This window comes from Streptomyces melanosporofaciens, assembly GCF_900105695.1.
GTDB lineage: Bacteria > Actinomycetota > Actinomycetes > Streptomycetales > Streptomycetaceae > Streptomyces > Streptomyces antimycoticus.
In genome coordinates this window covers 7,819,346-7,839,955 of record NZ_FNST01000002.1, presented here as the reverse complement: position 1 = coordinate 7,839,955, position 20,610 = coordinate 7,819,346, and the positions used below count along the sequence as shown (strand labels likewise).

The 20,610-nt window shown below is 71.8% G+C and carries 20 protein-coding genes and 1 pseudogene; 14 read left to right on the top strand and 7 right to left on the bottom strand.

Annotated elements, in window-relative coordinates:
• The first annotated feature begins 344 nt into the window (after positions 1 to 344).
• Positions 345 to 518 (top strand): hypothetical protein, encoded by a 174-nt coding sequence (locus BLV72_RS48265; protein ID WP_167746451.1) that lies wholly within the window; start codon positions 345 to 347, stop codon positions 516 to 518.
• Entirely contained in the window at positions 515 to 1,315 is an 801-nt protein-coding gene (locus tag BLV72_RS35990) for a DUF427 domain-containing protein (protein ID WP_093467644.1), read from the top strand. Before BLV72_RS48265 ends, BLV72_RS35990 begins: the two co-directional genes overlap by 4 nt.
• A gap of 74 nt (positions 1,316 to 1,389) precedes the next feature.
• Here BLV72_RS35990 and BLV72_RS35985 read toward each other — a convergent pair whose 3' ends face one another.
• Together BLV72_RS35985 and BLV72_RS35980 are read right to left on the bottom strand one after the other, a co-directional pair.
• Positions 1,390 to 2,964: an AbgT family transporter gene (locus BLV72_RS35985; protein WP_093467643.1), complete on the bottom strand. Its 1,575-nt coding sequence runs from the start codon at positions 2,962 to 2,964 to the stop codon at positions 1,390 to 1,392.
• Positions 2,964 to 4,265, bottom strand: coding sequence for a metal-dependent hydrolase family protein (locus tag BLV72_RS35980; RefSeq protein WP_093467641.1), 1,302 nt, complete (start codon positions 4,263 to 4,265; stop codon positions 2,964 to 2,966). Before BLV72_RS35980 ends, BLV72_RS35985 begins: the two co-directional genes overlap by 1 nt.
• Positions 4,266 to 4,389: 124 nt before the next feature.
• Here BLV72_RS35980 and BLV72_RS35975 point away from each other — a divergent pair, with 124 nt between their 5' ends.
• The 5 genes from BLV72_RS35975 (at position 4,390) to BLV72_RS35955 (ending at position 9,126) form a co-directional block, all read left to right on the top strand.
• The gene (locus tag BLV72_RS35975) at positions 4,390 to 5,451 is read left to right on the top strand and encodes an Lrp/AsnC family transcriptional regulator (RefSeq protein ID WP_093467640.1); all 1,062 of its coding nucleotides are present in this window, start codon (positions 4,390 to 4,392) and stop codon (positions 5,449 to 5,451) included.
• 150 nt (positions 5,452 to 5,601) lie between these two features.
• On the top strand, positions 5,602 to 6,876 hold the full coding sequence (locus BLV72_RS35970; RefSeq protein ID WP_093467638.1) for an O-antigen ligase family protein: 1,275 nt from the start codon (positions 5,602 to 5,604) through the stop codon (positions 6,874 to 6,876).
• A gap of 169 nt (positions 6,877 to 7,045) precedes the next feature.
• Positions 7,046 to 7,492, top strand: a complete 447-nt coding sequence (locus BLV72_RS35965) for a cupin domain-containing protein (RefSeq protein WP_093467637.1) — start codon at positions 7,046 to 7,048, stop codon at positions 7,490 to 7,492.
• Between the two features lie 65 nt (positions 7,493 to 7,557).
• On the top strand, positions 7,558 to 8,184 hold the full coding sequence (locus tag BLV72_RS35960) for a LysE family translocator (protein WP_093467635.1): 627 nt from the start codon (positions 7,558 to 7,560) through the stop codon (positions 8,182 to 8,184).
• Positions 8,185 to 8,325: 141 nt separating this feature from the next.
• A complete protein-coding gene (locus tag BLV72_RS35955) occupies positions 8,326 to 9,126 on the top strand; it encodes an alpha/beta fold hydrolase (RefSeq protein ID WP_093467634.1) in 801 nt (266 codons plus the stop codon).
• Here the strand turns inward: BLV72_RS35955 and BLV72_RS50470 are convergent.
• Entirely contained in the window at positions 9,095 to 9,586 is a 492-nt protein-coding gene (locus BLV72_RS50470) for an AMP-binding enzyme (protein WP_342030694.1), read from the bottom strand. The two genes, BLV72_RS35955 and BLV72_RS50470, sit on opposite strands and share 32 nt — an antisense overlap.
• Here BLV72_RS50470 and BLV72_RS50465 point away from each other — a divergent pair.
• Positions 9,575 to 9,889 (top strand): hypothetical protein, encoded by a 315-nt coding sequence (locus BLV72_RS50465; RefSeq protein ID WP_244321180.1) that lies wholly within the window; start codon positions 9,575 to 9,577, stop codon positions 9,887 to 9,889. The two genes, BLV72_RS50470 and BLV72_RS50465, sit on opposite strands and share 12 nt — an antisense overlap.
• Before the next feature lie 106 nt (positions 9,890 to 9,995).
• On the opposite strand, the pseudogene BLV72_RS50460 reads toward BLV72_RS50465, so the two are convergent.
• From BLV72_RS50460 to BLV72_RS35940, 3 genes and pseudogenes are all read right to left on the bottom strand, one after another.
• A pseudogene (locus tag BLV72_RS50460) lies at positions 9,996 to 10,610 on the bottom strand (AMP-binding protein); the annotation flags it as partial.
• Positions 10,607 to 12,907 (bottom strand): CaiB/BaiF CoA-transferase family protein, encoded by a 2,301-nt coding sequence (locus tag BLV72_RS35945; protein ID WP_093467632.1) that lies wholly within the window; start codon positions 12,905 to 12,907, stop codon positions 10,607 to 10,609. The gene BLV72_RS35945 and the pseudogene BLV72_RS50460, both read right to left, overlap by 4 nt.
• Positions 12,908 to 12,925: 18 nt before the next feature.
• A complete protein-coding gene (locus tag BLV72_RS35940) occupies positions 12,926 to 13,798 on the bottom strand; it encodes an alpha/beta fold hydrolase (protein WP_093467631.1) in 873 nt (290 codons plus the stop codon).
• Between the two features lie 141 nt (positions 13,799 to 13,939).
• Between BLV72_RS35940 and BLV72_RS35935 the strand changes: the two genes are divergently transcribed.
• Together BLV72_RS35935 and BLV72_RS35930 are read left to right on the top strand one after the other, a co-directional pair.
• A complete protein-coding gene (locus BLV72_RS35935; RefSeq protein ID WP_093467629.1) occupies positions 13,940 to 14,416 on the top strand; it encodes an FAS1-like dehydratase domain-containing protein in 477 nt (158 codons plus the stop codon).
• A complete protein-coding gene (locus tag BLV72_RS35930) occupies positions 14,413 to 14,811 on the top strand; it encodes a hotdog family protein (protein WP_093467627.1) in 399 nt (132 codons plus the stop codon). The genes BLV72_RS35935 and BLV72_RS35930 overlap by 4 nt, the downstream gene beginning before the upstream one ends.
• 92 nt (positions 14,812 to 14,903) lie before the next feature.
• Here BLV72_RS35930 and BLV72_RS35925 read toward each other — a convergent pair whose 3' ends face one another.
• Positions 14,904 to 15,857, bottom strand: a complete 954-nt coding sequence (locus BLV72_RS35925; protein WP_093467626.1) for a quinone oxidoreductase family protein — start codon at positions 15,855 to 15,857, stop codon at positions 14,904 to 14,906.
• Between the two features lie 244 nt (positions 15,858 to 16,101).
• Here BLV72_RS35925 and BLV72_RS35920 point away from each other — a divergent pair, with 244 nt between their 5' ends.
• The 4 genes from BLV72_RS35920 (at position 16,102) to BLV72_RS35905 (ending at position 20,608) form a co-directional block, all read left to right on the top strand.
• Entirely contained in the window at positions 16,102 to 17,319 is a 1,218-nt protein-coding gene (locus tag BLV72_RS35920; RefSeq protein WP_093467624.1) for a Rieske 2Fe-2S domain-containing protein, read from the top strand.
• A 114-nt stretch (positions 17,320 to 17,433) separates the two neighbouring features.
• Positions 17,434 to 18,771: a M20 family metallopeptidase gene (locus BLV72_RS35915; protein WP_093467623.1), complete on the top strand. Its 1,338-nt coding sequence runs from the start codon at positions 17,434 to 17,436 to the stop codon at positions 18,769 to 18,771.
• Entirely contained in the window at positions 18,768 to 19,748 is a 981-nt protein-coding gene (locus tag BLV72_RS35910) for a DODA-type extradiol aromatic ring-opening family dioxygenase (RefSeq protein ID WP_093467621.1), read from the top strand. Before BLV72_RS35915 ends, BLV72_RS35910 begins: the two co-directional genes overlap by 4 nt.
• On the top strand, positions 19,745 to 20,608 hold the full coding sequence (locus BLV72_RS35905) for an alpha/beta fold hydrolase (RefSeq protein ID WP_093467620.1): 864 nt from the start codon (positions 19,745 to 19,747) through the stop codon (positions 20,606 to 20,608). Before BLV72_RS35910 ends, BLV72_RS35905 begins: the two co-directional genes overlap by 4 nt.
• The last annotated feature ends 2 nt before the right edge of the window (positions 20,609 to 20,610 follow it).

Genomic DNA, 20,610 nt, shown 5'->3' with positions numbered 1-20,610 from the left:
CGAGCCCCTGGCCGCAACCGGAGCGAGCCACTTCGACCGCATACACCGGCCGTGGACGCAACCGCGTGCTTCTCGCCGGACCGGCCGAAATCATGGCAAGTAGCTGCCACCGGGCAGGAGCCGTGGAGGTGGGATTAGGGTGGAAAGTGTCATCGCGCGAATGTTCCGTCAAGGCCGATGAACGGATCGAAGCAATGCCCAGAGCGACCAAGACACCACCTCCCACCAGCGCAGACTCCCGGGCACCGGCTCCGGCCGCGAGGAGAGGATCCCACGGACCCCGCGCCGCGGCCGACCGCGTCTGCTCACGTCATTCGGTCACCGTGTGCTTCGGGGGGCGGCGGGTGGAGCTTCCGTCGGAGGAACAGCTCTGCTTTCTCGCGGGCGTCGGCCTTCTCGCCGCGATCGAGGTCATCGAGTGGCCGGTCGCGGCGGCCATAGCGATCGGGCACGGGCTCGCCCACAGCCAGCACGGCAAGGCGCTGCGCGAGTTCGGAGAGGCCCTGGAAGAGGCATGACCGAGTACACGCCGGACTACCCCGGGATGATCGTTCCGGTCGGGCAGGTGGAGCCCGTACCGCGCCGCATCCGCGGCTACGTCGCCGGCCGCCCCGTCTTCGACACCGTGCGGGCGCGCTATGTGTGGCTCTGGCCGGGCTATCCGCAGTACTGCGTTCCCCGCGAGGACATCGCCGAGGGGGCGCTGGTCGACGAGGGCCGGAACCTGACGCTGAAGGTCGGCGGAGCGCGCCGCCAGACCCTCCAACTGGGCTCGCTCACCCGCCCCGGCGCGGCCTGGGAGTGGGCGCAGGACGCGCCTTCCGGCATCGTCGGCCACGTCAGCTTCCGGTGGGAGGCCATCGACGCCTGGTACGAGGAGGACGAGCAGGTGTTCGTCCACCCCAGGAGTCCCTACACCCGCGTCGACGCACTCCGGTCGGGCCGCGGTCTCCGCGTGGAGCTGGACGGCACCGTGCTGGCCGACGCCCCGAACTCGGTGATGGTGCTGGAGACCGGGCTTCCGACGCGCTACTACCTGGACCGGGTGTATCTCGACTGGACGCGCATGGAGCCCACCGAGACCGTCACCAGCTGTCCGTACAAGGGGACGACGAGCGGTTACTGGGCCGTGCGGACCGACACGGCCGCCTACCCGGACCTCGCCTGGGCATACGACTTCCCGACCCGGCAGGTCTCCCCCATCGCGGGGCTGGTCGCCTTCTACAACGAGAAGGTCGACCTCTATCTGGACGGCCGGCCGCTCCCCCGCCCCGCCCCGGTCAACAGGGTGACCTGGGAGAACGAACACCGGTAGAGGGCAACGCCCGATCACATGGTGGTGCCGCCCCCACGGGTATGGGGACGGCACCACCGTGTGATCGGGGCGCGTCATTTGACGCCGATGGGCGCTCCGGGACCGAGCGGCAGGTCCAGGCCGTAGAAAATGCCGAGGATCGTCAGCCACACCACCAGGAACGGCACCACGAAGATGGCGAGCCGGGAGATGAGGGTCCCCAGTCGGGCTTCCGGTTCGTATTCGCGGACCATCGCCAGGATGAGGAGGAGATACGGGTTCATCGGGGTGATGGCGCCGGTCGCCGAGTCACCGATGCGGAAGGCCGCCTGGCTGAGCGCCGGACTCATGTCCATCAGCATGAACGCCGGGATGAACACGGGACCGACCAGGGACCACAGGGCGGATCCGGAGAGGATCACCAGGTTGAGGCACGAGGCCAGCAGGACGAACGCGATGATCGCCCAAAAGCCGGTCACACCGATGGCGTTGAACAGCGCGGCGGCCTTCACCGCCAGCAGCACCCCGAGGTTGGACCAGGTGAAGAGTGCGATGACCTGGGCCGCGAAGAACATCATCACGATGTAGCCGGACATGTTCTTCACCGAGTCGGTCATGGCGGTGACCACGTCCTCCGTGCCGGTGAGCTTCCTGACCGTGAAGCCGTAGGTGAGCCCGGCGATCAGGAAGGCGCCGAAGAGGACCGGGACGACACCGCTGAGCACGGGCGAGGGCACGAAGGCACCGCCCTCTCCGCGCAGCGGGGCGCCCGATGGCAGCCAGAGCGCGAGGACCGCCGCCAGGTACAGGCCGACGACCGCGCAGGTGTACGCGAGCCCCTTGCGCTGCACCGGGGTGAGCGTCAGGTCCTCCCGCGGGGTCTCGCCGCTCTCGGCCGCCTGGTAGGGGCCCAGACGTGGTTCGAGGACGCGGCTGATGAGGAATCCGCCGAGCAGCCCCAGGACGACACTGCTGGCGGCGGTGAAGAAGTAGTTGATGAGCACATGGATATGGAGGCCCTCGGCGGCCGGCAGCACCGAGGCCGCCTGCTGGGTGATGCCCACGTACAGGGCGTCGAGCGAGCCGATGGTGAAGCCGGCCGCGTAGCCCGCGGTGACACAGGCGAAGCCGCCGATGAGTCCCGCCACGGGATGGCGTCCGGCGCTCTTGAACACCAGGGCCGCCAGCGGGGGCAGCACGATGGCGCCGACATCGCTCATCATGTGCGCCTGGCTGGCGATGACCGCCACCGCGTACGGCAGCACGGCGCGCGGCACCCGGGCCAGGGAGGCCCGCATCGCGGTTTCCAGCAGGCCGGTCCTCTCCGCGAGTCCGACCACCATCATCAGCACCAGGACGGCGCCGATCGGCGGGAAGGTGGCGAAGTTGGGGATCAGGTTCTCCAGCAGCCAGCGCAGTCCCTCACCGGTGAGCAGCCCGCCGATGTCCTTGGTGTCATCGGTGCCGGGGACGGTGACGGAGAGGCCGATGAGGGCGAGGACGGTGGACAGGACGGCCAGCAGCACGAAGAGCCCGGCGAACAGCACGATGGGGTTGGGCAGGGCGTTGCCGGCCCGTTCGATGAAGGAGAGGACACGGTCGAGGCCGCCGCGCCGCTCCTTGTCCGGGGAGGTGCCCCCGGGGGCGGGCAATCCGGTCGCCGTCGGCATCAGGGCCGCCTTCCGGCCGGCGTGGCCGACGGCAGGAGGCCCTTGGTGTCCTTGCGGACATGGCCGTCCTGCACGACGCATACGACGTTGGCGGGATCGCCGAGGACACCGATGTCCGCGAGCGGGTCTCCCTCGCAGACGACGAGGTCGGCGACGCGGCCGGGGGCCAGGGTGCCGAGCCGGTCGGCGACGCCGAGGAGTTCGGCGGCGGTCCGGGTACCGGCCACGATGGCGTCCATGGGGTCCATGCCCAGGTCGACGAGGTAGCTGAGCTCCATCAGGTTCTGCCCGTGCGGGCAGACGGCGGCGTCGGTGCCGAGCGCGATCCGGGTCCCCTGCTCGATGGCGCGGGAGATGTTCTCCTTGGTGATGCCGGACCAGCGCACCTTCTTCTCGTAGTGATAGGGCTCCATGGTGGCCTTGTCGATGCCCGCGTAGACGGTGGAGAGGGTCGGGACGACGAAGACGCCGCGCTCCCCCGCCATCTCCCGGGCCCGGTCGTCCAGGCCGTAGCCGTGCTCGATGCTGGTGACGCCGCCGCGGATGGCGTTGAGGATGCCCGCGTTTCCCTGGGCGTGCGCGGCCACCGGCTTGCCGCCGTGGCGCCGGCACTCGTCGACCACGGCGCGGATCTCCTCCTCCAGGAGCCCCTCGTCGTCCGGCTGGTCGTACGGGCTTCCCATGCCACCGGTGGCGCAGATCTTGACCAGGTCGGCACCCGCGCGCAGCACCTTGCGCACGGCCAGGCGCGCCTCGTCCACGGTGTCGGCCAGCTCGGACATCTCACCGCCGCTGAGGTCCGTGCCGTCGGGCAGGCGCACATCGGCGTGGCCGCCGGTGTGGCTGATGATGCGTACAGCGGTGTGCACCCGGGGGCCGGTGATCCGCCCGGTCTCGACGGCGGTGCGGTAGCCGGTGGCCAGGCCGCCCAGGTCCCGGACGGTGGTGACGCCCGCGTCGAGGGTCTGCCGCAGCCGGGTGGCGGTGTCGTAGGTGACCAGGACCGGGTCGAGCTCACCGCGGCGGCCGGGCGGTGTCGCATGGGCGTAGGCGAGGTGGGTGTGGCAGTCGAAGAAACCCGGCAGCACGGTACGGCCGCCCGCGTCGATGACACGACCGGTGAAGGCGTCGCCGGAGGCCGGGGGCGCGGTCGCCGCCGGGCCCGCGTAGGTGATTGTTCCTTCGGCGTCGGCGATGACGACGGCGTCCGCGATCGGGGTCGCCCCAGTGCCGTCGATCAACGTGGCGTTCTCCACGCGCAGAGCGGTCCTGGTGGTCTCGGACGTGGTGGCATCCGTCATGAGCGAGATCTCACTCCTCGTTGAGGGAACTGGTGGGGAGGAGTGTCGATCCATCGCGTGTTTCGGGTGTTATCATGCAGCATTCCATCGAGATTCACATGCGATACGCAGAAAAGCGCCGCCCATGCAAACGCAGGATTACGCCGCGCATGACCTCGACGAGCTGGATCGTGGCCTCGTGCACGCGCTGCAGATCCATCCCAGAGCACCGTGGACACTTGTCGGTGATGTCCTCGCGGTGAACCCGGTGACGGCCGCACGACGCTGGCAGCGGCTCCAGGAGGCGGGGCTGGCCTGGGTGACCGCCTACCCGCAGCTGTCCGACTCCCGGGTCGTGGTGACCGGCATCGTCGAGGTCGACACCGAGCCCGGGGTCGGGGAGGACGTGGCCGAGGCCCTGGCGGCCGAACCCTCGGTGGCGAACGTCAAGCTCACGGCGGGAAGCCGGGATCTGGTGATCGCGCTGCAGGCTTCGGACCTGGGTGAGCTCGCCCAGCTCAGCACGCTCCTCTTCCGGGGCGCGCCAGGGGTGCGGGCGACACGTACGCATGTGACCACGGCCCTGCCCTCCGAGGGCAGCCGGTGGCGGCTTCGCGCTCTGGACGCCGCGCAGTGCGCCCGGCTCGAGGCGGCGCTCCCGCCGGTCGAACCGCTCCCGCCGGGGACGTCCGGCTGGGACCCCTTGGACGTACGGCTCCTGGAGCTGCTGAGCGTCGACGGGCGCATGGCGATCAGCGACCTGGCGGAGCGCGCCGGGGCGCCTTTGACCACGGTCCGCAGAAGGCTGCGGGGACTGCTGGGCTCACGGGTGTGCCTGCGCTGCGACCTCGCCCGGCCCATGTCCGGGTGGCCGATGGCCGCGGTGTACTTCGCGTCCGTACCGGCCGAGCGCCTGGAGGAGACCAGCCGGGCGCTGGCGGGGGTGCGGGAGGTGCGGTCGTGTGCGATCACGGCGGGCCCGCACAACCTCGTGATCGACGTCTGGCTGCGCGCGGCCGGCGATGTGCACGCCTTCGAGGCGCATCTGTCCAGGCGGCTGCCGCAACTGACCATCGACGACCGCTCGGTGGTGCTGCGCACCGTCAAGCACATGGGCCGGCTGCTGGACCGAAGCGGCCACAGCGTGGGCATCGTCCCGCTCCGCCCCTTCGCCACCCCGGCTCCCGGGAGTGCCACGGCCACCTGATGTGCGGCCCGGCCCACGTGGGCATCGGACCCGTCGGGCCACGTCGGGACCGGTCCGGACTGGTCGGCGGCACACCGGACGCGCGGGCGCTTTCCGCTGTTCGTGTGCGTGCCATCTGCCGGTACCTGCGGCCGGACACGCTGGGGCGCCATGGCACCTGTGCGCGCGACAGTCCAGGCCGTTCCGCTGGTGGCTACGGCCATCGTCATGCTCGACGCGGCCACCGACTTCTTCCCGGACGCCCCTCTGGTCGGCGTCGTCACACCGGTGCGCCTTGCGGTGCTGGCGGGGCTGGTCGCCACGGCGGTGACGGCGCCTCGGCTCGCCACCTTCCGCACCCGGCTCGACCCCGCCATCGCACTGCTCCTCCTCAGCGCCGTCGCCACCACGTACGTCGGCGGGCACCCCGACGCGCCGCTGCGCGCCCTGATGACCGCCCTCGCCACCTTCTACCTGCTGGTCGGGATCCGGCGGGCGCAGCCCGAGTCCTGGCGGGCGGTCGCACTGCTCGCGCCGGCCGCCGCGGCGGCCGCGGCCACCTCGGCGTTCGCCCAGGTGACCAACGAGGTGCCGACCGGCTTCTGCCGCACCGGTCTCTTCACCGACGTCGACTGCGACAGCGGCGGGCCCGGGTCGATGATCCGCGCCACCGGCACCTTCGCCAACCCCAACCTGCTCGCCGCGTTCCTGGTGCTGCTCACCCCGATCGCCCTGCTGACCGCGGTGACGGTCGCCGAGCGCACGGCCCGTGTCGCGGTCGTGAGCGTTTGCCTCGTCGGCTACGGCGCGGTGCTGACCACCTTCTCCCGGGCGGGCTGTGTCGCTGCGGCTGCGGGCCTGCTGGTGCTCGGCGGCGCCTACTGGCTCGCTCCCCGCCTCGGCCGGTGGGGGGTGCGGACGCTGACGGTCGTGGGGCTGGCCGGGCTGGTGGCCGTGACGGTGGCGCTGTGGGTGGTGTCGCGGGCCGGGGACGCGCTCGGTGTCCGGGGCCAGGCGTGGAAGGCGGCCGTCGACCTCGCCGTGGACCATCCGCTCGGTGTCGGGCTGGGGCGGGCCGGGGACGCGGTTTCCGCCGCCGTACCCGGCGGCCGGACGTTCGTCCACGCCCACAACATGTGGCTGAACTGGCTGGCCGAAGCGGGCGTGGCCGGTCTGCTCGGCATGGTGCTGGTGACCGTGATCGCCGTCGCCACGGCGGTCCGTGCCGCCCGGGAGAAGTCCGTGGCCGGAGTCGTCGGGCTCGCCGCCCTGACGGGGTTCTTCCTCGCGGCCACGGTGGACCACCCGGCCAACCTGGACCGGATCGCCATGCTCTTCTGGCTGGTCCTCGGCCTCGTCATGGCCGAGGTCCCGGGCCGGTGGCGGGACTCCGGGACACCCGCCCGGACCCCCGCCCGATCGGGCCGCCGCGCGCGGCGCCGCTAGGGTCTGTCGGCGAAAGTTGATCTTGATGGCCGGTGGTCATGTGCTGCGGGACATGCACGTCGATGCCGCCGGCTCCCGGATTGTGGCGGCCGCCGACGCGGGGCAGAGTGGTCTCAGAACTGTCCGAGCGAGGCAGAAGGCGCACGGCAGGGTTACGGAGGTGTGGTGCATGTCCGAGAAGGATCCGGCGCACGGGACCGCCGACGAGCGGCCGGAAATCTCGTGGCCGCCCGAAGTCCAGATGCTGCAAGACGTCACTCCGCCCTTCTTCCCCGAAGGTGGTTCGGGAATGACCATCCGTGTCGAGTGGCCTCCCGGTCACCCCGGGCTCCCTCCGCACCGCCACTCGGGGCCGGCGTTCGGCTATGTGATGGAGGGCGCGGTCCGGTTCGAGATCGAGGGTGAGCCGGAGCGTGTGGTCGAGGCCGGTGGGACGTTCTGGGAGCCGGGTGGTGACGTGATCCACTACCAGGACGCCAATGCCCTGTCGGACGCGCCGACCACATTCCTCGTGACCATGGTGTGCGCGCCGGGTCAGCCGATGCTCACGTTGGTCGACGAGGAGGAGCTGAAGGAGCGGGCGCACCTGCGGGCCCCACGTCCTTCCAAGGGCTGACCCGCTCCGTCTCACTCCTCGAAATGCACTCGCTTCCGCACCCTCCGGCCCCAACCATGACCCCCATGGTTGATGCCTCCTTGTACACGGCGTTCCTCCTCGCCGCGTTCGTCCTCTGCGTCACTCCCGGCCCCGACATGATGTTCATCGTGGCGATGGGCGGCCGGGGCGGCCCCAGCGCGGGGGTCATGGCGGCCTTCGGGGTGGCGTGCGCCATGTTCGTGCACGCGGTGGCCGCGGCGCTGGGGCTGTCGGCGCTGTTCGCGGCGCTGCCGACGCTCTATCACGTGCTGCGCTGGGCGGGGGTGTCGTATCTGCTGTACCTGGCTGTCAAGGCGTTCCGGGACCACTCCCTGCCGGGCGAGGAGAGCGGGAACGTCGGCCCGGGACACCGGCGTGCCTTCTGGCAGGGAGCCCTCATCAACCTGCTCAACCCCAAGGTGATTCTCTTCAACATCGCCTTCCTGCCGCAGTTCGTGAACCCGGAACTCGGCCATGTGCCCGGCCAGTTCATGCTCCTGGGGGTCACCTTCGTGGTCATGGGCTTCTGCGTCGACGGGTCGGTGGGCCTGCTCTCGGGGAAGCTCGCCGGACTACTGCGCCGCAGCCGCCGGGTGGCGCGGGGGCTGAACGTCTTCAGCGGGACGGTGTTCACCGGGCTGGCGGTACGGCTGGCCGCCGCACCGAAGTAGGCCGCCGGGGGCAGGCCGGGGCAGCGCCCTGCGGCCACCCGCGCCGGGGTCCGGACAGCGGACCGTTCGCCTGGTCCCGCCCGCTCGGCGGCGACGAGAGTGGGCGGGCGGTTCGGGTCAATCGGAAGGCGGCTCACGGCGATGGCGAACACGGTGCGGCGGGGCTACGCGCCCAGTCCCTTCGGACAGTTGCACTACGCGGAGTGCGGGTCCGGCGAGGCGGTGCTGCTGCTGCATCAGACGCCGCGTTCCTGGACCGAGTACGCCGATGTGCTGCCCCTGGTGGGCCGGGCACACCGGGCGATCGCCATGGACACCGTGGGGTTCGGCGCCTCGGCCAGGCCCGAGGGGCCGCACTCGATCGAGCGGTTCGCCGACGGGGTGGAGGCCCTGGCCGACGGGCTCGGGCTGGACGCGTTCCACCTGGTGGGCCATCACACGGGCGGTGTGGTCGCCGTGGAGGTGGCCGCCCGGCTGGGCGACCGGATCAGCAGTCTGCTGCTCTCGGCCACGGCCTTCGTGGACGAGGCCAAGCGCGCAGCATCCCCCTCGCGCCCGCCGGTCGACCATGTCGATCCGAAGCCGGACGGCTCGCATCTGGTGGAGCTGTGGAATAGGCGCCGCGGCTTCTACCGGGAGGGCGAGGAGGCCGCGCTGACCCGCTATGTGATCGACGCGCTGACCGTGCTGGACCGGGTGGAGGAGGGACACCAGGCGGTGTACCGGTACCGGATGGAGGAGCGGCTGGCGCACATCACGGCCCCGGTACTCGCCATATGCGCCCCGGAGGACCACTACTCGCTGCCCGCGCTGGAGAAGTTCGCGGCGGCGCTCGGCTGCGAGACCGCGGTCCTGCCCGGCGGCCACGTACCGGCGCCCGAGCAGCTGCCCGGGGAGTTCGCCGACGTCGTCACCGCGTGGGTGGACCGGCCTCGGCCCTGACCCGGTCCCACGTCGTCTCGGTGACGCCACGCCGCCGCAGCGCCGCCTTGCGCACCTTGCCGGTCTCGGTGAGCGGCAGTTCCCGCAGGATGTCCACGTAGCGGGGGGCGGCGAACGGGGGCAGCTCGAGCTCGCAGTGGCGGATCAGGTCGGCCGGGTCGAGGGTGCTGCCCGCGCGGGGCAGCACGGCGACCATCACCTCGTCCTCCGCCAGCTCGGACGGCACCGGGAAGACGGCCGCGTCGGCCACCGCGGGATGGCTGCGGACGACCGTCTCGACCTCGCAGGAGGAGATGTTCTCCCCGCGGCGGCGGATGACGTCCTTGATGCGGTCCACGAACCGGAACCAGCCGTCGGGCTCGCGCACCACCCGGTCGCCCGTGCGCCGCCACGCGTCCGCGGGCTCCGCAGGCTCGCCCAGGTAGCCGGTGGCGAAGGCGTACGGCCGGTGGCTGCGCACCAGGAGCTCGCCGGGGGTGCCGTCGGGGACGGGGGTGAGCAGTTCGTCGACGACGCGGGCGTCGAAGCCGTCGCGCTGGGTGCCGATATAGCCGGGCCGCTGTTCCTCGGGGTGGTGCCGATGACGAGGTTGGTCTCGGTGGAGCCGAATCCGTCGACCAGGGTGACGCCGAACCGCTCGCGGAACGGCTGCCAGGCGTGGGCCGGTGTCGCCGGGGAGAGTCCGCGTACGGCCCGGTGGGCACGGTCGTGCGGGCCCGGCGGCTGGGCCAGCAGCATCGGCACCATGGCGCCCAGCAGATAGACGACGGTGGCCCCGGCCGCGGCCGCCTCGGTCCAGTACCGGGAGGCCGAGAACCGGGGGCGAGGGTGTACGCCGCCCCCACGGTCATCGCCTGCGCCAGCGCGTTCAGCGCGTTGGTGTGGAACAACGGCAGGCAGGTGTAGAGGACGTCGTCCGCGGTGAGGCGCAGCGCGCCGGAGACGTTGCGCCCCCACCAGACGAACTGGGCGTGGGGGCAGCGGACCCCACGGGAGGTTCCGGTGGTCCCGGAGGTGAAGAGGACGCACGCGGTGTCGCCCGGGCGGACGGGGGCCGCCGGCAGGGCGGGGCCGTGGCCCGGCCGGGGCACGTCGTCCGCTCCCGCGAGCCACAGCGTCCCCCGGTACCCGGCCGCCCGCAGGCGCTCCGCCGTCTCCTCCTCCGCGAGCAGCTGGGTGGGGCGGGCCTGGTCCAGGACGTTCCGCAGCCCGCTGCCGCGCAGCTGCGTGTTCAGCGGGACCAGCTCGGCGCCGAGCCAGGCGGCGCCGAGGAACAGGTCGACGAGTTCGACCCGGTTGCCCGTCATCGCCGCGATGCGGTCGCCCGGGCGGCAGCCGCGGGCCGCGAGGGCCCCCGCCATGGTGGCGGCGGCCTCTCGCGTCCGGCGGTAGGTGCGGACGGTGTCCCCGATCCGCAGGAAGGGGCGGTCCCCGTGGTCCCGGGCCGCGGTGTGGAGCAGCCCGGGAATCGTCAGGGAGGTCACCGCAGCACCTCGCGCTCGCGCAGTTCGCGGATCCGCTCCGGTGGCAGCCCCGCGACCTCGCGCAGCACGTCGTCGGTGTCGGCGCCGAGCACGGGTGCCGCCGTGCGGACGCCGCCCGGGGTGCGGGTGAGCCGGATGGGCGGCCCCTCGTGCAGGAAGGCGCCCGCCACCGGGTGTTCCGCGCGGACGTAGAAGCCCCTGGCCCGTAGCTGCGGGTCCTGTTCGACGAGGTCACGGCCGTCCTGCACCGCGCCCGCGGGTATGCCGTGCTCCTGGAGGAGTTCGGCGGCGGCGTCGGCCGGCAGGGTCCTGGCCCAGCCGGCGAGGGCGTCGTCGACCAGGTCGGCGTGGTGTGCGCGGTCGGCCGCGGTGCGGGTGCGTTCGTCGGTGGCGAGGCCGGGGCGTCCGATCGCCGTGCACAGCCGGGCCCATTCGGTGTCGTCGCGGACGCTGACGGCCAGCCAGCGGTCCGCGCCGAGGCAGCGGTACACGCCCTGTGGGCGCCACCGCGGATCGGTGTTCCCGGCGGGCTCGACGGGGTTGAGCAGACTGGTGCCCATATGCGAGGCGATCGCCTCGAGCTGGGACAGGTCGATGTGCTGTCCGCGCCCGGTCTCCTCCCGGTGTTCCAGGGCGGCGGCGGTGGCGAGCGCGGCCTGCAGTCCGGCGACGATGTCGCCGTGGCCGTAGATCACCCCGACCACGTCGTCCGGGCCCCATCCGGTCAGGCCGGTGAGCCCCGAGGAGGCCGACACGGTGTCCGCGTAGGACACCCAGCCGCTGCGCGGGCCGCTGTGTCCCATGCCGGACATGCTGACGTACACCAGGCGGGGGTTGATCTCGCGGAGGGTGTCGTAGCCCAGGCCCAGTTTGGTCATGACGGTGGCGCTGAAGTTCTCCACCAGGACGTCGCAGGAGGCGATGAGCTCGCGCAGTACGGCGATGCCGTCCTCGGTGCGGGTGTCCAGGGCCAGGCTGCGCTTGTTGCGATTGACCTCGTTGAAGTAGCCGTTGGTGTTGGGATCGGTGTGCGGGCCGCGGGACAGATGCATGAAGGGCGCGAACCGGGTGGGGTCGGGACGGCCCAGCGACTCGACCTTGATGACATCGGCGCCATGGTCGGCGAGCACCTTGGTGCAGTAGGGCCCGGCGAGCACCCAGGTCAGGTCCAGGACGCGAACGCCGTGCAGGGCGGGCCGCGCGGGTTCCGCGGACGCCGCGGGCACCCGTGGGGCCGGCCGGTGCTCCTGCAGCAGCCGCTGGTCCGCACCCCGTTCCGGGACGTCCAGCTCCTTGATCCGGTGGCCTTCCGGGAACGCGAAGGGGAAGCCCAGGTCGGTGCGGCCCCCGGCGCGGAGGAAGAAGTCACGGGCGGCGAGCTGCGGGTTGCCGGGCATCTCGTGCGGCAGGTCTACGGACGCCCAGGGCAGCTTCCTGGACTGGGCGAGCTCGGCGAATTCGGCCTTCGGCCACCGGCCCGCGAAGTCCTGCACCACCTCGAAGACGTGCTGCTGGTACTTCTTGCGCTCCACCGGGTCCTGCCAGCGCGGCTCGGCCAGGTCGGCCTCGGCGCCCTCCTCGCGCAGCCAGGCGAGGAGCGCGTCCCACATGCGGGGACTGCCGCCGAGGCCACCGCCCAGATAGCCGTCGGCGGCCCGGAACAGTCCGTGCGGCACCAGCGGATGCACCCGGCCGGGGCGTCCCGGCACCCGGTCCTCGTGCAGATAGGCGAGAGTGCCGGCCTCCAGCGCGGCGGCCGCGCACGCCTGGGCGGACACATCGGCGAGCTGGCCCGGCCCGGTGCGCCGCGCCCGCAGTCCGAGCAGCGCGGCGATCGCGCCGTGCACACCGGCGAGCTGCTCCGCCTGGTTCTCCGGCAGGCGCAGCGGCGGGCCGTCCGGGTCGCCGACCTGCGCGAGCATGCCGCCGAGCGCGGCGACCACCAGATCGGTGCCCTGCCAGTGGCTGCGGGGACCCACCGTCCCGAAGGGGGTGACACGGACGTGGACGAGGTGGTCCAGACCCGCGACGGCCTCCGGCGCGCCGTCCGGTGTCCCGTCGAGAAGGACATCCGCTCCCTCCACCAGGCGCCGCAGTTCCTCCGGGGACGCGGGGGTCACCGACCGTTTACCGGCGTGCCAGTGGACGAACGCGTCGCCGTCCAGTTCCCGCCGGGTCGGATCCCCCTCCTCGGGCTCGACCAGGACGACCTCATATCCGAGGCCGACCAGGAGCCGGCCCGCGAACCGGGTGAAGGGGCTGGACAGTTCGACGACGCGTACGGCCGGGTTGCTCACATCTCCTCCGCGGGATGCTCAGGCGTGCTGCTGGTTGAGGAAGCCGGTGACCGCCGTGTAGTAATCGTGCGGCCGCTCCTCCTGAAGGTGGTGGGAGACCTGGTCCATGACGTGCAGATTGCCCTTGGGGACCATGCGGGCGAGCATCAGCGGATAGTCGGGGGTGAGGAACGCGTCGTACATGCCCCAGATGAAGAGGGTGGGGGCCTGGATGGCGCCGAGCTCCGCGGTGAGGTCCTGCCAGTCGCCGCGGGGGTTGTCGGAGGCGCCGGCGAGGGCGGTCTCCTCCGGGTCGAGACTCTGCTCGTAGCGCAGGGTGACGGTGTCGTCGGGGATGGCACCGGCGTCGTACCACTCCAGGCGGGCGATCAGGTCCCGCATCTTCTCCCAGGAGGGGCCGGTGCCGCCGTAGTACACATCACGCGCGTTGCGGCCGCGCCGGCCGCCCTCGGGCAGCGGGGCCAGCGGGCCGTGGAACACGGGCATGCTGCCGGTGATCGTCAGCGACCGGACCCGCTCGGGGTACTTCGCGGCCAGGTTCAGCGCGATGGTTCCGCCCCAGGAATTGCACACGAAGTCGGCGCGTTCGATGCCCAGGGTGTCGAGCAGGGCGACCGTCTTGGCGGCGTGGTAGTCCCACATGGGGCCTTCGATGACAGGTTTCGCCGACTTGCCGTACTGCAGGATGTCCACGAGGAAGCAGTGGCGGTCCTGGGCGAACAGCGGCGCCACCTGTCCGAAGTCGGACCAGCCCGTGCACCCGGGGCCGCCGCCGTGGAGGAAGACCGTCGGGCTGCCGCCCGGCGTGCCCAGCTCGATGTAGTGGTACGTGACGCCGTCCGCTTCCGCGTGGGCGCCCTCCGGCGGCTTCTGGATGTTCATGAGGTCCATGCCCCGATGGTGTGGTGCCGGTGATCTCCCCCCAAGCGGTCCGGTCCGCTGAGCGGGCCGGTCCCGTGGTGACCGCCTCCGGGCGGTGGCTAGCCTCCCGGTCCGACGTGTCCGCGGTAGTCGTGCGCAGAAAGGCAGTACATGTCCGCGTGGGAAGTTGCCGAGGAACGGGCCAGGGCGGCGATCGGCCGCCCGGAACACCGGGACCTGGGGGTCGTACGGGCCGAGGACGCGGCGGAGTTCGCGCGCTCGGCCGGGGAGACCGGCCCGCATCTGGTCGACCCCGGCCACCCGGACTTCACCGTCCACCCGATGTACCCGGTGAGCCTGTTGCGCGGTGCGGGAGGCGTTGGCCAGGAGGAGTTCCGGCCGGACGGCATGTACCGCGACGAGGTCCCGGGCACCGACGGCCTGGATGTGCGGCTGATGGCGGGCGGCCAGGAGGTCCGGTTCACCGGCGAGGTGAGGGCGGGCGACCGGATCCAGGTCCGCCGGGTCCTCACGGATGTCGAACGCAAGGGCAGCGGAACGCCGTTCCTGCTGCTGACCGTCGAGAAGACGTACACGGCGGAGCGGGGCACGCTCGTCCGGGTGCGGGAGAGGTTCATCGTCCGATGAGGGTTCATACGGGGCAGCCCGTACCACCGGTGGAGTTCACCCCGGATGCCGTCACGCTGCTGCGGTTCGGGGCGGTCACCCGCAATGCCCACCGCATCCACTACGACACCGGGTTCGCGCGTTCCGAGGGGCTGGACGGCCCGGTCGTCATGGCGCAGCTGCACGGCTGTCTGATGCACCGGGCCGCCAGGAGCTTCGCGGGTCCGGGCGGACAGGTGCTGGAGGTCGGATGGCGGAACCGGGCCCCGGCCCTCGCCGGGGAGCGGCTCGTGGTGAGCGGCACGGTCGGCGAGGTCGATCCGGAGACGGGGCGGGTCACCCTGGAGCTGGTCGAACACGGTGGGCAGGGTGATGTGGTGTGCTGCCGGGGCACGGCCGTGGTCCTGATGGGCTGACCGCGCCCCGCGTCGGGATGAGATCGCTCGGGCGAGAACGTCCCTCGGGCGAGGTCCGGGATCACCCCTCGGGCGGGATCCGGGAGCATCCCTCAGCCGAGATCGAGGACCACCTTGCCGATCGCCTCCCCGGACCGCAGGCGTGCCACGGCTTCCGCCAGGCCGTCGATGCGATGGTGCTCGATGGGCAGGGTGAGCTCCCCGGAGGTGAGGTCGCCGAGCATCCGCTTGGTGTCGGCGGCGACCTCCTTGCCCCGGGTCATCAGGTTCACCGGCAGCAGCGACACATCGGCGAGGAGGAAGTCCGCCAGGTCCACGGTGAACTCCCGGCCCGCGGTGTAGCCGACGAGGGCGACCCGGCCACGGGGACGCACCAGCGGCAGGGAGTCGCGCAGGACCGGCCCGCCCACGGTGTCGATGACGACGTCCACCGGGCCTCCGACCGCGTCGGCGCACAGGTCGGTGGCGAGCACCACCTTGGCGGGGGCCGGGACATGCGGCAGCTTGGCGGGGCGGCCCACCACGCCGATCACCTCGGCTCCGGTCCGGGCCGCGACCTGCACGGTGAGCGCGCCCACCGCACCGGCCGCACCGGTCACCAGGACCCGCTCCCCGGGCCGGACGCCCGCCACGGCGTGCACCGAGGCCCACGCCGTCCCCGCGGGCGAGAAGTAGCAGCAGGCCATGGCGGGGTCCGTGCCCTCGGGCACGGCCTCCACGGCGGCGTCGGGGACCAGCGCGTGCTCGCTCCAGGCGCCGTCGCGGCGCATTCCGAGGGCCTTGCCGCGGAGGAGGACGAGGCTCCCCTCGGGGTGGACATCGGAGGTGACGACGGTGCCGCTGCCGGCGGTGCCGGGAATCGACGGCAGGTCGGGGAGGATGCCGAACTTGCCGTCGACGACGTTCAGATCGAGGTGGCTGACGGCGGCCGACCTCATCCGCACCAGGGTGTGGCCGGGCCGTGGCTCGGGGACCGGCCGCTCGACGAGCCGCGGCAGGGTGCCGAACTCCTCCAGCACCAGGGATTGTGACGTCGGGTGGCTCACGTTTTCGCTCCGTATCCACGGGCTCACGGCCGTGTTCGGTGGTGGCGGACCCCGCGCACGCTAGACCGCGCCCGCCGTCCGCGCACCGGGACGGGTCCGCTCAGCGGGACGCGCCGCCGCGGCCGCCGTCTCGTCCTCCCTCGGGAAGGGAGCGGTCTGCTGAGCGGACCGGATCCCTTGGGCGGATCCGCGCCGCGCCGGATGCTCGGGTCCACCGAAAACCGGCAGCAGGAGGACACGCACGATGACGGTCGAGGACTCTCCCGACACGGCCACCCCCGTCCGGAGCCGCCGCAGAAAACCCGCCGAGCCCGGTCGCCAGGACTGGTCGTCCTGGCCCCATTACGACGGCGCCGCAGCGGGCTTCCGCGGCTACTGGTATCCGGTCACCTGGTCCAGCCAGGTCACGGGAAAGCCACTGCCGTTCACCATCTGCGGCGAGCGGATCGCGCTGATCCGCGACAACGGTACGGCGTACGCCCTGCACAACCGGTGCCCGCACCGCGGTGTGCCGCTGTCCGAGGGCAACCAGCAGTTCCCGGGCACGGTCAGCTGCCCTTACCACGGCTGGACCTTCGATCTGCCCACCGGGCGGCTGTCGGCGGTCATCACCGACGGCCCCGGGTGCCGGCTCACCGGCAAGCTGGGCGTGCGCACCTACCCGGTCGAGGAGCGCCTCGGCATGGTGTGGGTGTACATCCCGATCGCCGACGAGGAGCCGCACTCGATCGACTCCCAGCTTCCGGAGGAGCTCGTCTCCAACGCCTTCGTGATGGGCGGGCGGATCGAGCCGCGCGGTGGCAACTGGCGGTTCGCCTGCGAGAACGGCTTCGACGAGGGCCACGCCAAGTATCTGCATCGCACGGCCCTGTGGCGGCTGTTCAAGCCCATGCCGACCTGGAACATCACCCGGATCGTGCCGCGTGGCCGGTGGATCTTCCGGGTCCAGGACGAGGTCCACTGGGACGCCGAGTTCCCGGGGGTGGGCCGCTGGTCCAACAAGCGGTGGTGGAAGATGCAGCCGCCCAAGGAGACCTTCAACATCGGCAACACCGGCAAGGCCGACAGCGTCGACCCGACGATCGAGGCGCAGGACTTCCCCGGGTTCGCCTCCCTGTCGATGCCGGGCGTGCTGCGCATCGCCTACCCCAAGTTCATCCACTACGAGTTCTACGTCCCGGTCGACGAGGACAACCACCGCTATGTCGGTGTGATGGTCAACTTCACCGAGGGCTGGGAGACCCTGCGCTTCTACGCCAAGTACCTCGGCGCGATCCGCTGGCTGTTCCACGGCCAGTTCTCCGGCCAGGACGCGTGGATGGTCGATGTCACCGACGCCCCGCCGGAGAAGCTCTACCGACCCGATATCTCGCTCACCGCCTGGCGGAATCTGAGCGAGGAGGAGTACGGCAAGAAGCTGGCCGCGGTCGACGGTGCGTCCGCACCCGAAGAGAAGGCATGACATGTTCCGTAAGCTGTTCACCCTGCTGCTGGGCGCCGCGATCGCCGTCGGGATCCCACTGGCCACAAAGCGCATCGCGCGGACCACGATGACCCAGGTCCACAGGATCAACCAGTGACCGCCGACGGCCTGGCGGGACTGGATGAGCGGCGGCGGTCCTGGGCCCTGGACGCCGCCCGCCACATCAGCACCGACCGGCTCCGCGAGCTGATCACGGGCCTGGTGAACATTCCCAGCCCGACCGGTGACGAGGGCCCGCTGGCCGCCCATATCGCCGGCACCCTGCGCACCGCCGGCTGCCACGCGGCCGTCCAGCCCCTCGACGACCGCCAGGCCAACGCCTGGGGGCGGCTGACCGGTGACGGCACCGGCCCCGACCTGATGCTGTACGCGCCCATCGACACCCTGACGGTGGGCGAGGAGAGCGAGGACGTGCCGTGGATCGGCCCGGAGCTGCGCGAGGACATGCGCCCCGCGGCCACCGTGTACGACGACCTGGTCACCGGGCTCGGCGCCTCCAACCCCAAGGGCCACGCTGCGTGCGTGATGATGGCCGTCGAGGCGATCTCGCTGGCCGGTGTCCCGCTCGCCGGTGATCTGGTCGCGGCGTTCGGCGCGGGCGGGATGCCCACCAACGCCCGGCCCGTGGGCACCCGCCTCAACACCGGCCAGGGCGCCGGGTGTTCGTTCCTGCTGGAGCAGGGGGTGTGGACCGACTACGCGGTCATCGCCAAGCCCGGCTGGACCGTCTCGTGGGACGAGGTCGGACTGGTCTGGTTCGAGGTGACGGTCGGCGGCATCCACACCTACGCGGGCTCCCGCCACCGGCTCCCGTACGACAACGCCATCGCCCGCGCCGGGGAGGTGGCCGCGTACCTGGAGAAGTGGTTCGAGGGGTACGCCGAGCGGCACACCTCGGGCACGGTGGCGCCGCAGGGCATCGTCTCCTCCATCCGTGGCGGCTGGCCGCGGATGGCGGCGGTCACCCCCGCCGTGTGCACCCTGATGGTGGACCTGCGGATCAGCCCGGACATCACACCGATGCGGGCCAAGCGCGAGTTCATGGACGCGCTGGCCGCACTGCGGGCCGCCTCGCCCGGGCTCGACGTCCGGGCGGAGATGGTGCTGGCGATTCCCGGCACCCGCACCCCCCGCGAGTCGTGGATCCACCGCAGCGCCACGGCCGCCTGGGAGGCGCTGGAGGGGCGCGAGTACGAGGTGATCCCCGGGAACAGCGGCGCCACCGACGCCAACATCCTGCGCGGCCGCGGCATCCCCACGGTGCGGGTCGGCATGCCCAAGGTGGCGGAGGCGCCGTTCGAGATCGACTTCGCCCGCGGCATGAACACGGTGTCGCTGCGGGCCATGGAGAAGCTCACGCGCCATCTGGTCCGCACGGCCGTGGACACCGTCACCCGGTCCCGCGACGAGCTGGAAGGAGCAGGGGCATGACCGAGATCGTCCTGGGGGTCGGAGCGTCGCACAGCACGCTGATGAACACCCACTGGGAGGAGACGTACCACAAGGACCGCGCCGAGCGGTTCCGGGACGCGCTCGGCCAGGCGCGGGACGCGCTGGCCGCGGCCCGCCCGGACACAGTGGTCCTGGTCGGCTCCAACCACTTCCGGGGGTTCTGGCTCGACCTGATCCCCAGCTTCACCATCGGGGTGGACGAGTGCGTCGCCAGCGGCGAGTCCGCCACCCCGAAGGGCCCGCAGCCGGTGGACCGGGAGCTGGCCCTCCACCTCGCGGGCTCGCTCGTGGAGCGGTCCGGTTTCGACGTGGCGTTCTCCGCCCGGCTGCAGATCGACCACGGCCAGTCGCACGCCGTCCAGTATCTGCTCGACGGGCTCGACGTCGACCTGGTACCGCTCGTGGTGAACGTCTTCGCGCCGCCGCTGCCCACCCTGGAGCGCTGCGAACAGTTGGGCCGGGCGATCCGGGAGGCGGTCCTGGCCTTCCCCGGCGACCGCCGGGTGGCCGTCATCGGCTCCGGCGGGCTGTCCCACCGGCTGCCCTGGCCGGACTGGCGCGACCCGAACGGCGAGGACGAGGAGTTCATGGTCGGGGCCTGGCTCAACGGCCGGGAGAACTGGCAGGACTACGACGTGCGCCGCCGCGAGATCATCCGGGCCGCCGAGGCGTCGCTCAACCCGGAGTTCGACGAGGAGTTCCTGTCCTGGATGGAGCGGGGACAGGCGCACCGCCTCACCGAGTACACCACCGCGGAACTGGAGAAGGTGGCCGGCAACGGCGCCCAGGAGCTGCGCACCTGGCTGCTGATGTCCGCGCTGCTCGATCACATCCCGGGCCGGCGGCTGGCCTATGAACCGATGCCCGAATGGCTCACCGGCATGGGGGTCGCCGTCCTCGATCCCGCACAGGCCCCCGCACAGACCCCCGCGCAGACCAGCGAAAGGCAGTCATGAGCATCTGGAACGAGCTGTCGGGCATCGACTACCGGCACGCCTACGTCGACACCGGCGACTTCAAGACCCGCGCCCTGCAAGCCGGTCCCGAGGACGGCGAGCATGTGGTGTTCCTGCACGGGACGACCGGCCACCTGGAGGCGTTCGTACGGAACATCCCGGCGCACGCCGAGCGCTACCGCTGCCACTCCATCGACATGCTGGGCCACGGCTACACGGGCAAGCCCGACCGCCCGGCCGAGATCCCCCTGTACGTCGAGCACCTGATGGCCTATCTGGACGCCGTCGGCGCCGAGCGCGCCCATCTGGTCGGCGAGTCGCTGGGCGGCTGGGTGGGGTCGTGGGCCGCGAGCGAGCACCCGGACCGGGTCGCCTCGCTCCAGCTTCTGTGCATGGGCGGTACGAAGATCAACCCGGCGATCATGGAGCGGCTGAAGACGTCCACCAGCGACGCGGCCCTCAAGGACGACATCGCCTTCACCCGGGAGCGGCTGCGGCTGCTGTGGGCCCACTGGGACGAGGACCTGGGCGAGGAGCTGACCCGGATCCGCTACGACATCTACCACCACCCCGATTTCCAGCGGAACCTGCACAATCTGCTGGCGCTCCAGGAGCCGGAGGCCCGCGAGCGCAACCTGCTGCGGCCCGACCGCATGGGCCGGATCAAGGCGCCGACCCTGGTGGTGTGGGGCAACAAGAACCCGCTCGGCGACGTGCCGGAGGCCGAGGCCATCGCGGCGGCGATCCCCGGGGCGCGGCTGGAGGTGTTCAACGAGTGCGGCCACTGGCCGCAGCACGAGAAGGCCGATCTGTACAACCCGCTCAGCCTGGAGTTCCTCGCCGCGTCCTCGGCCACCTGATC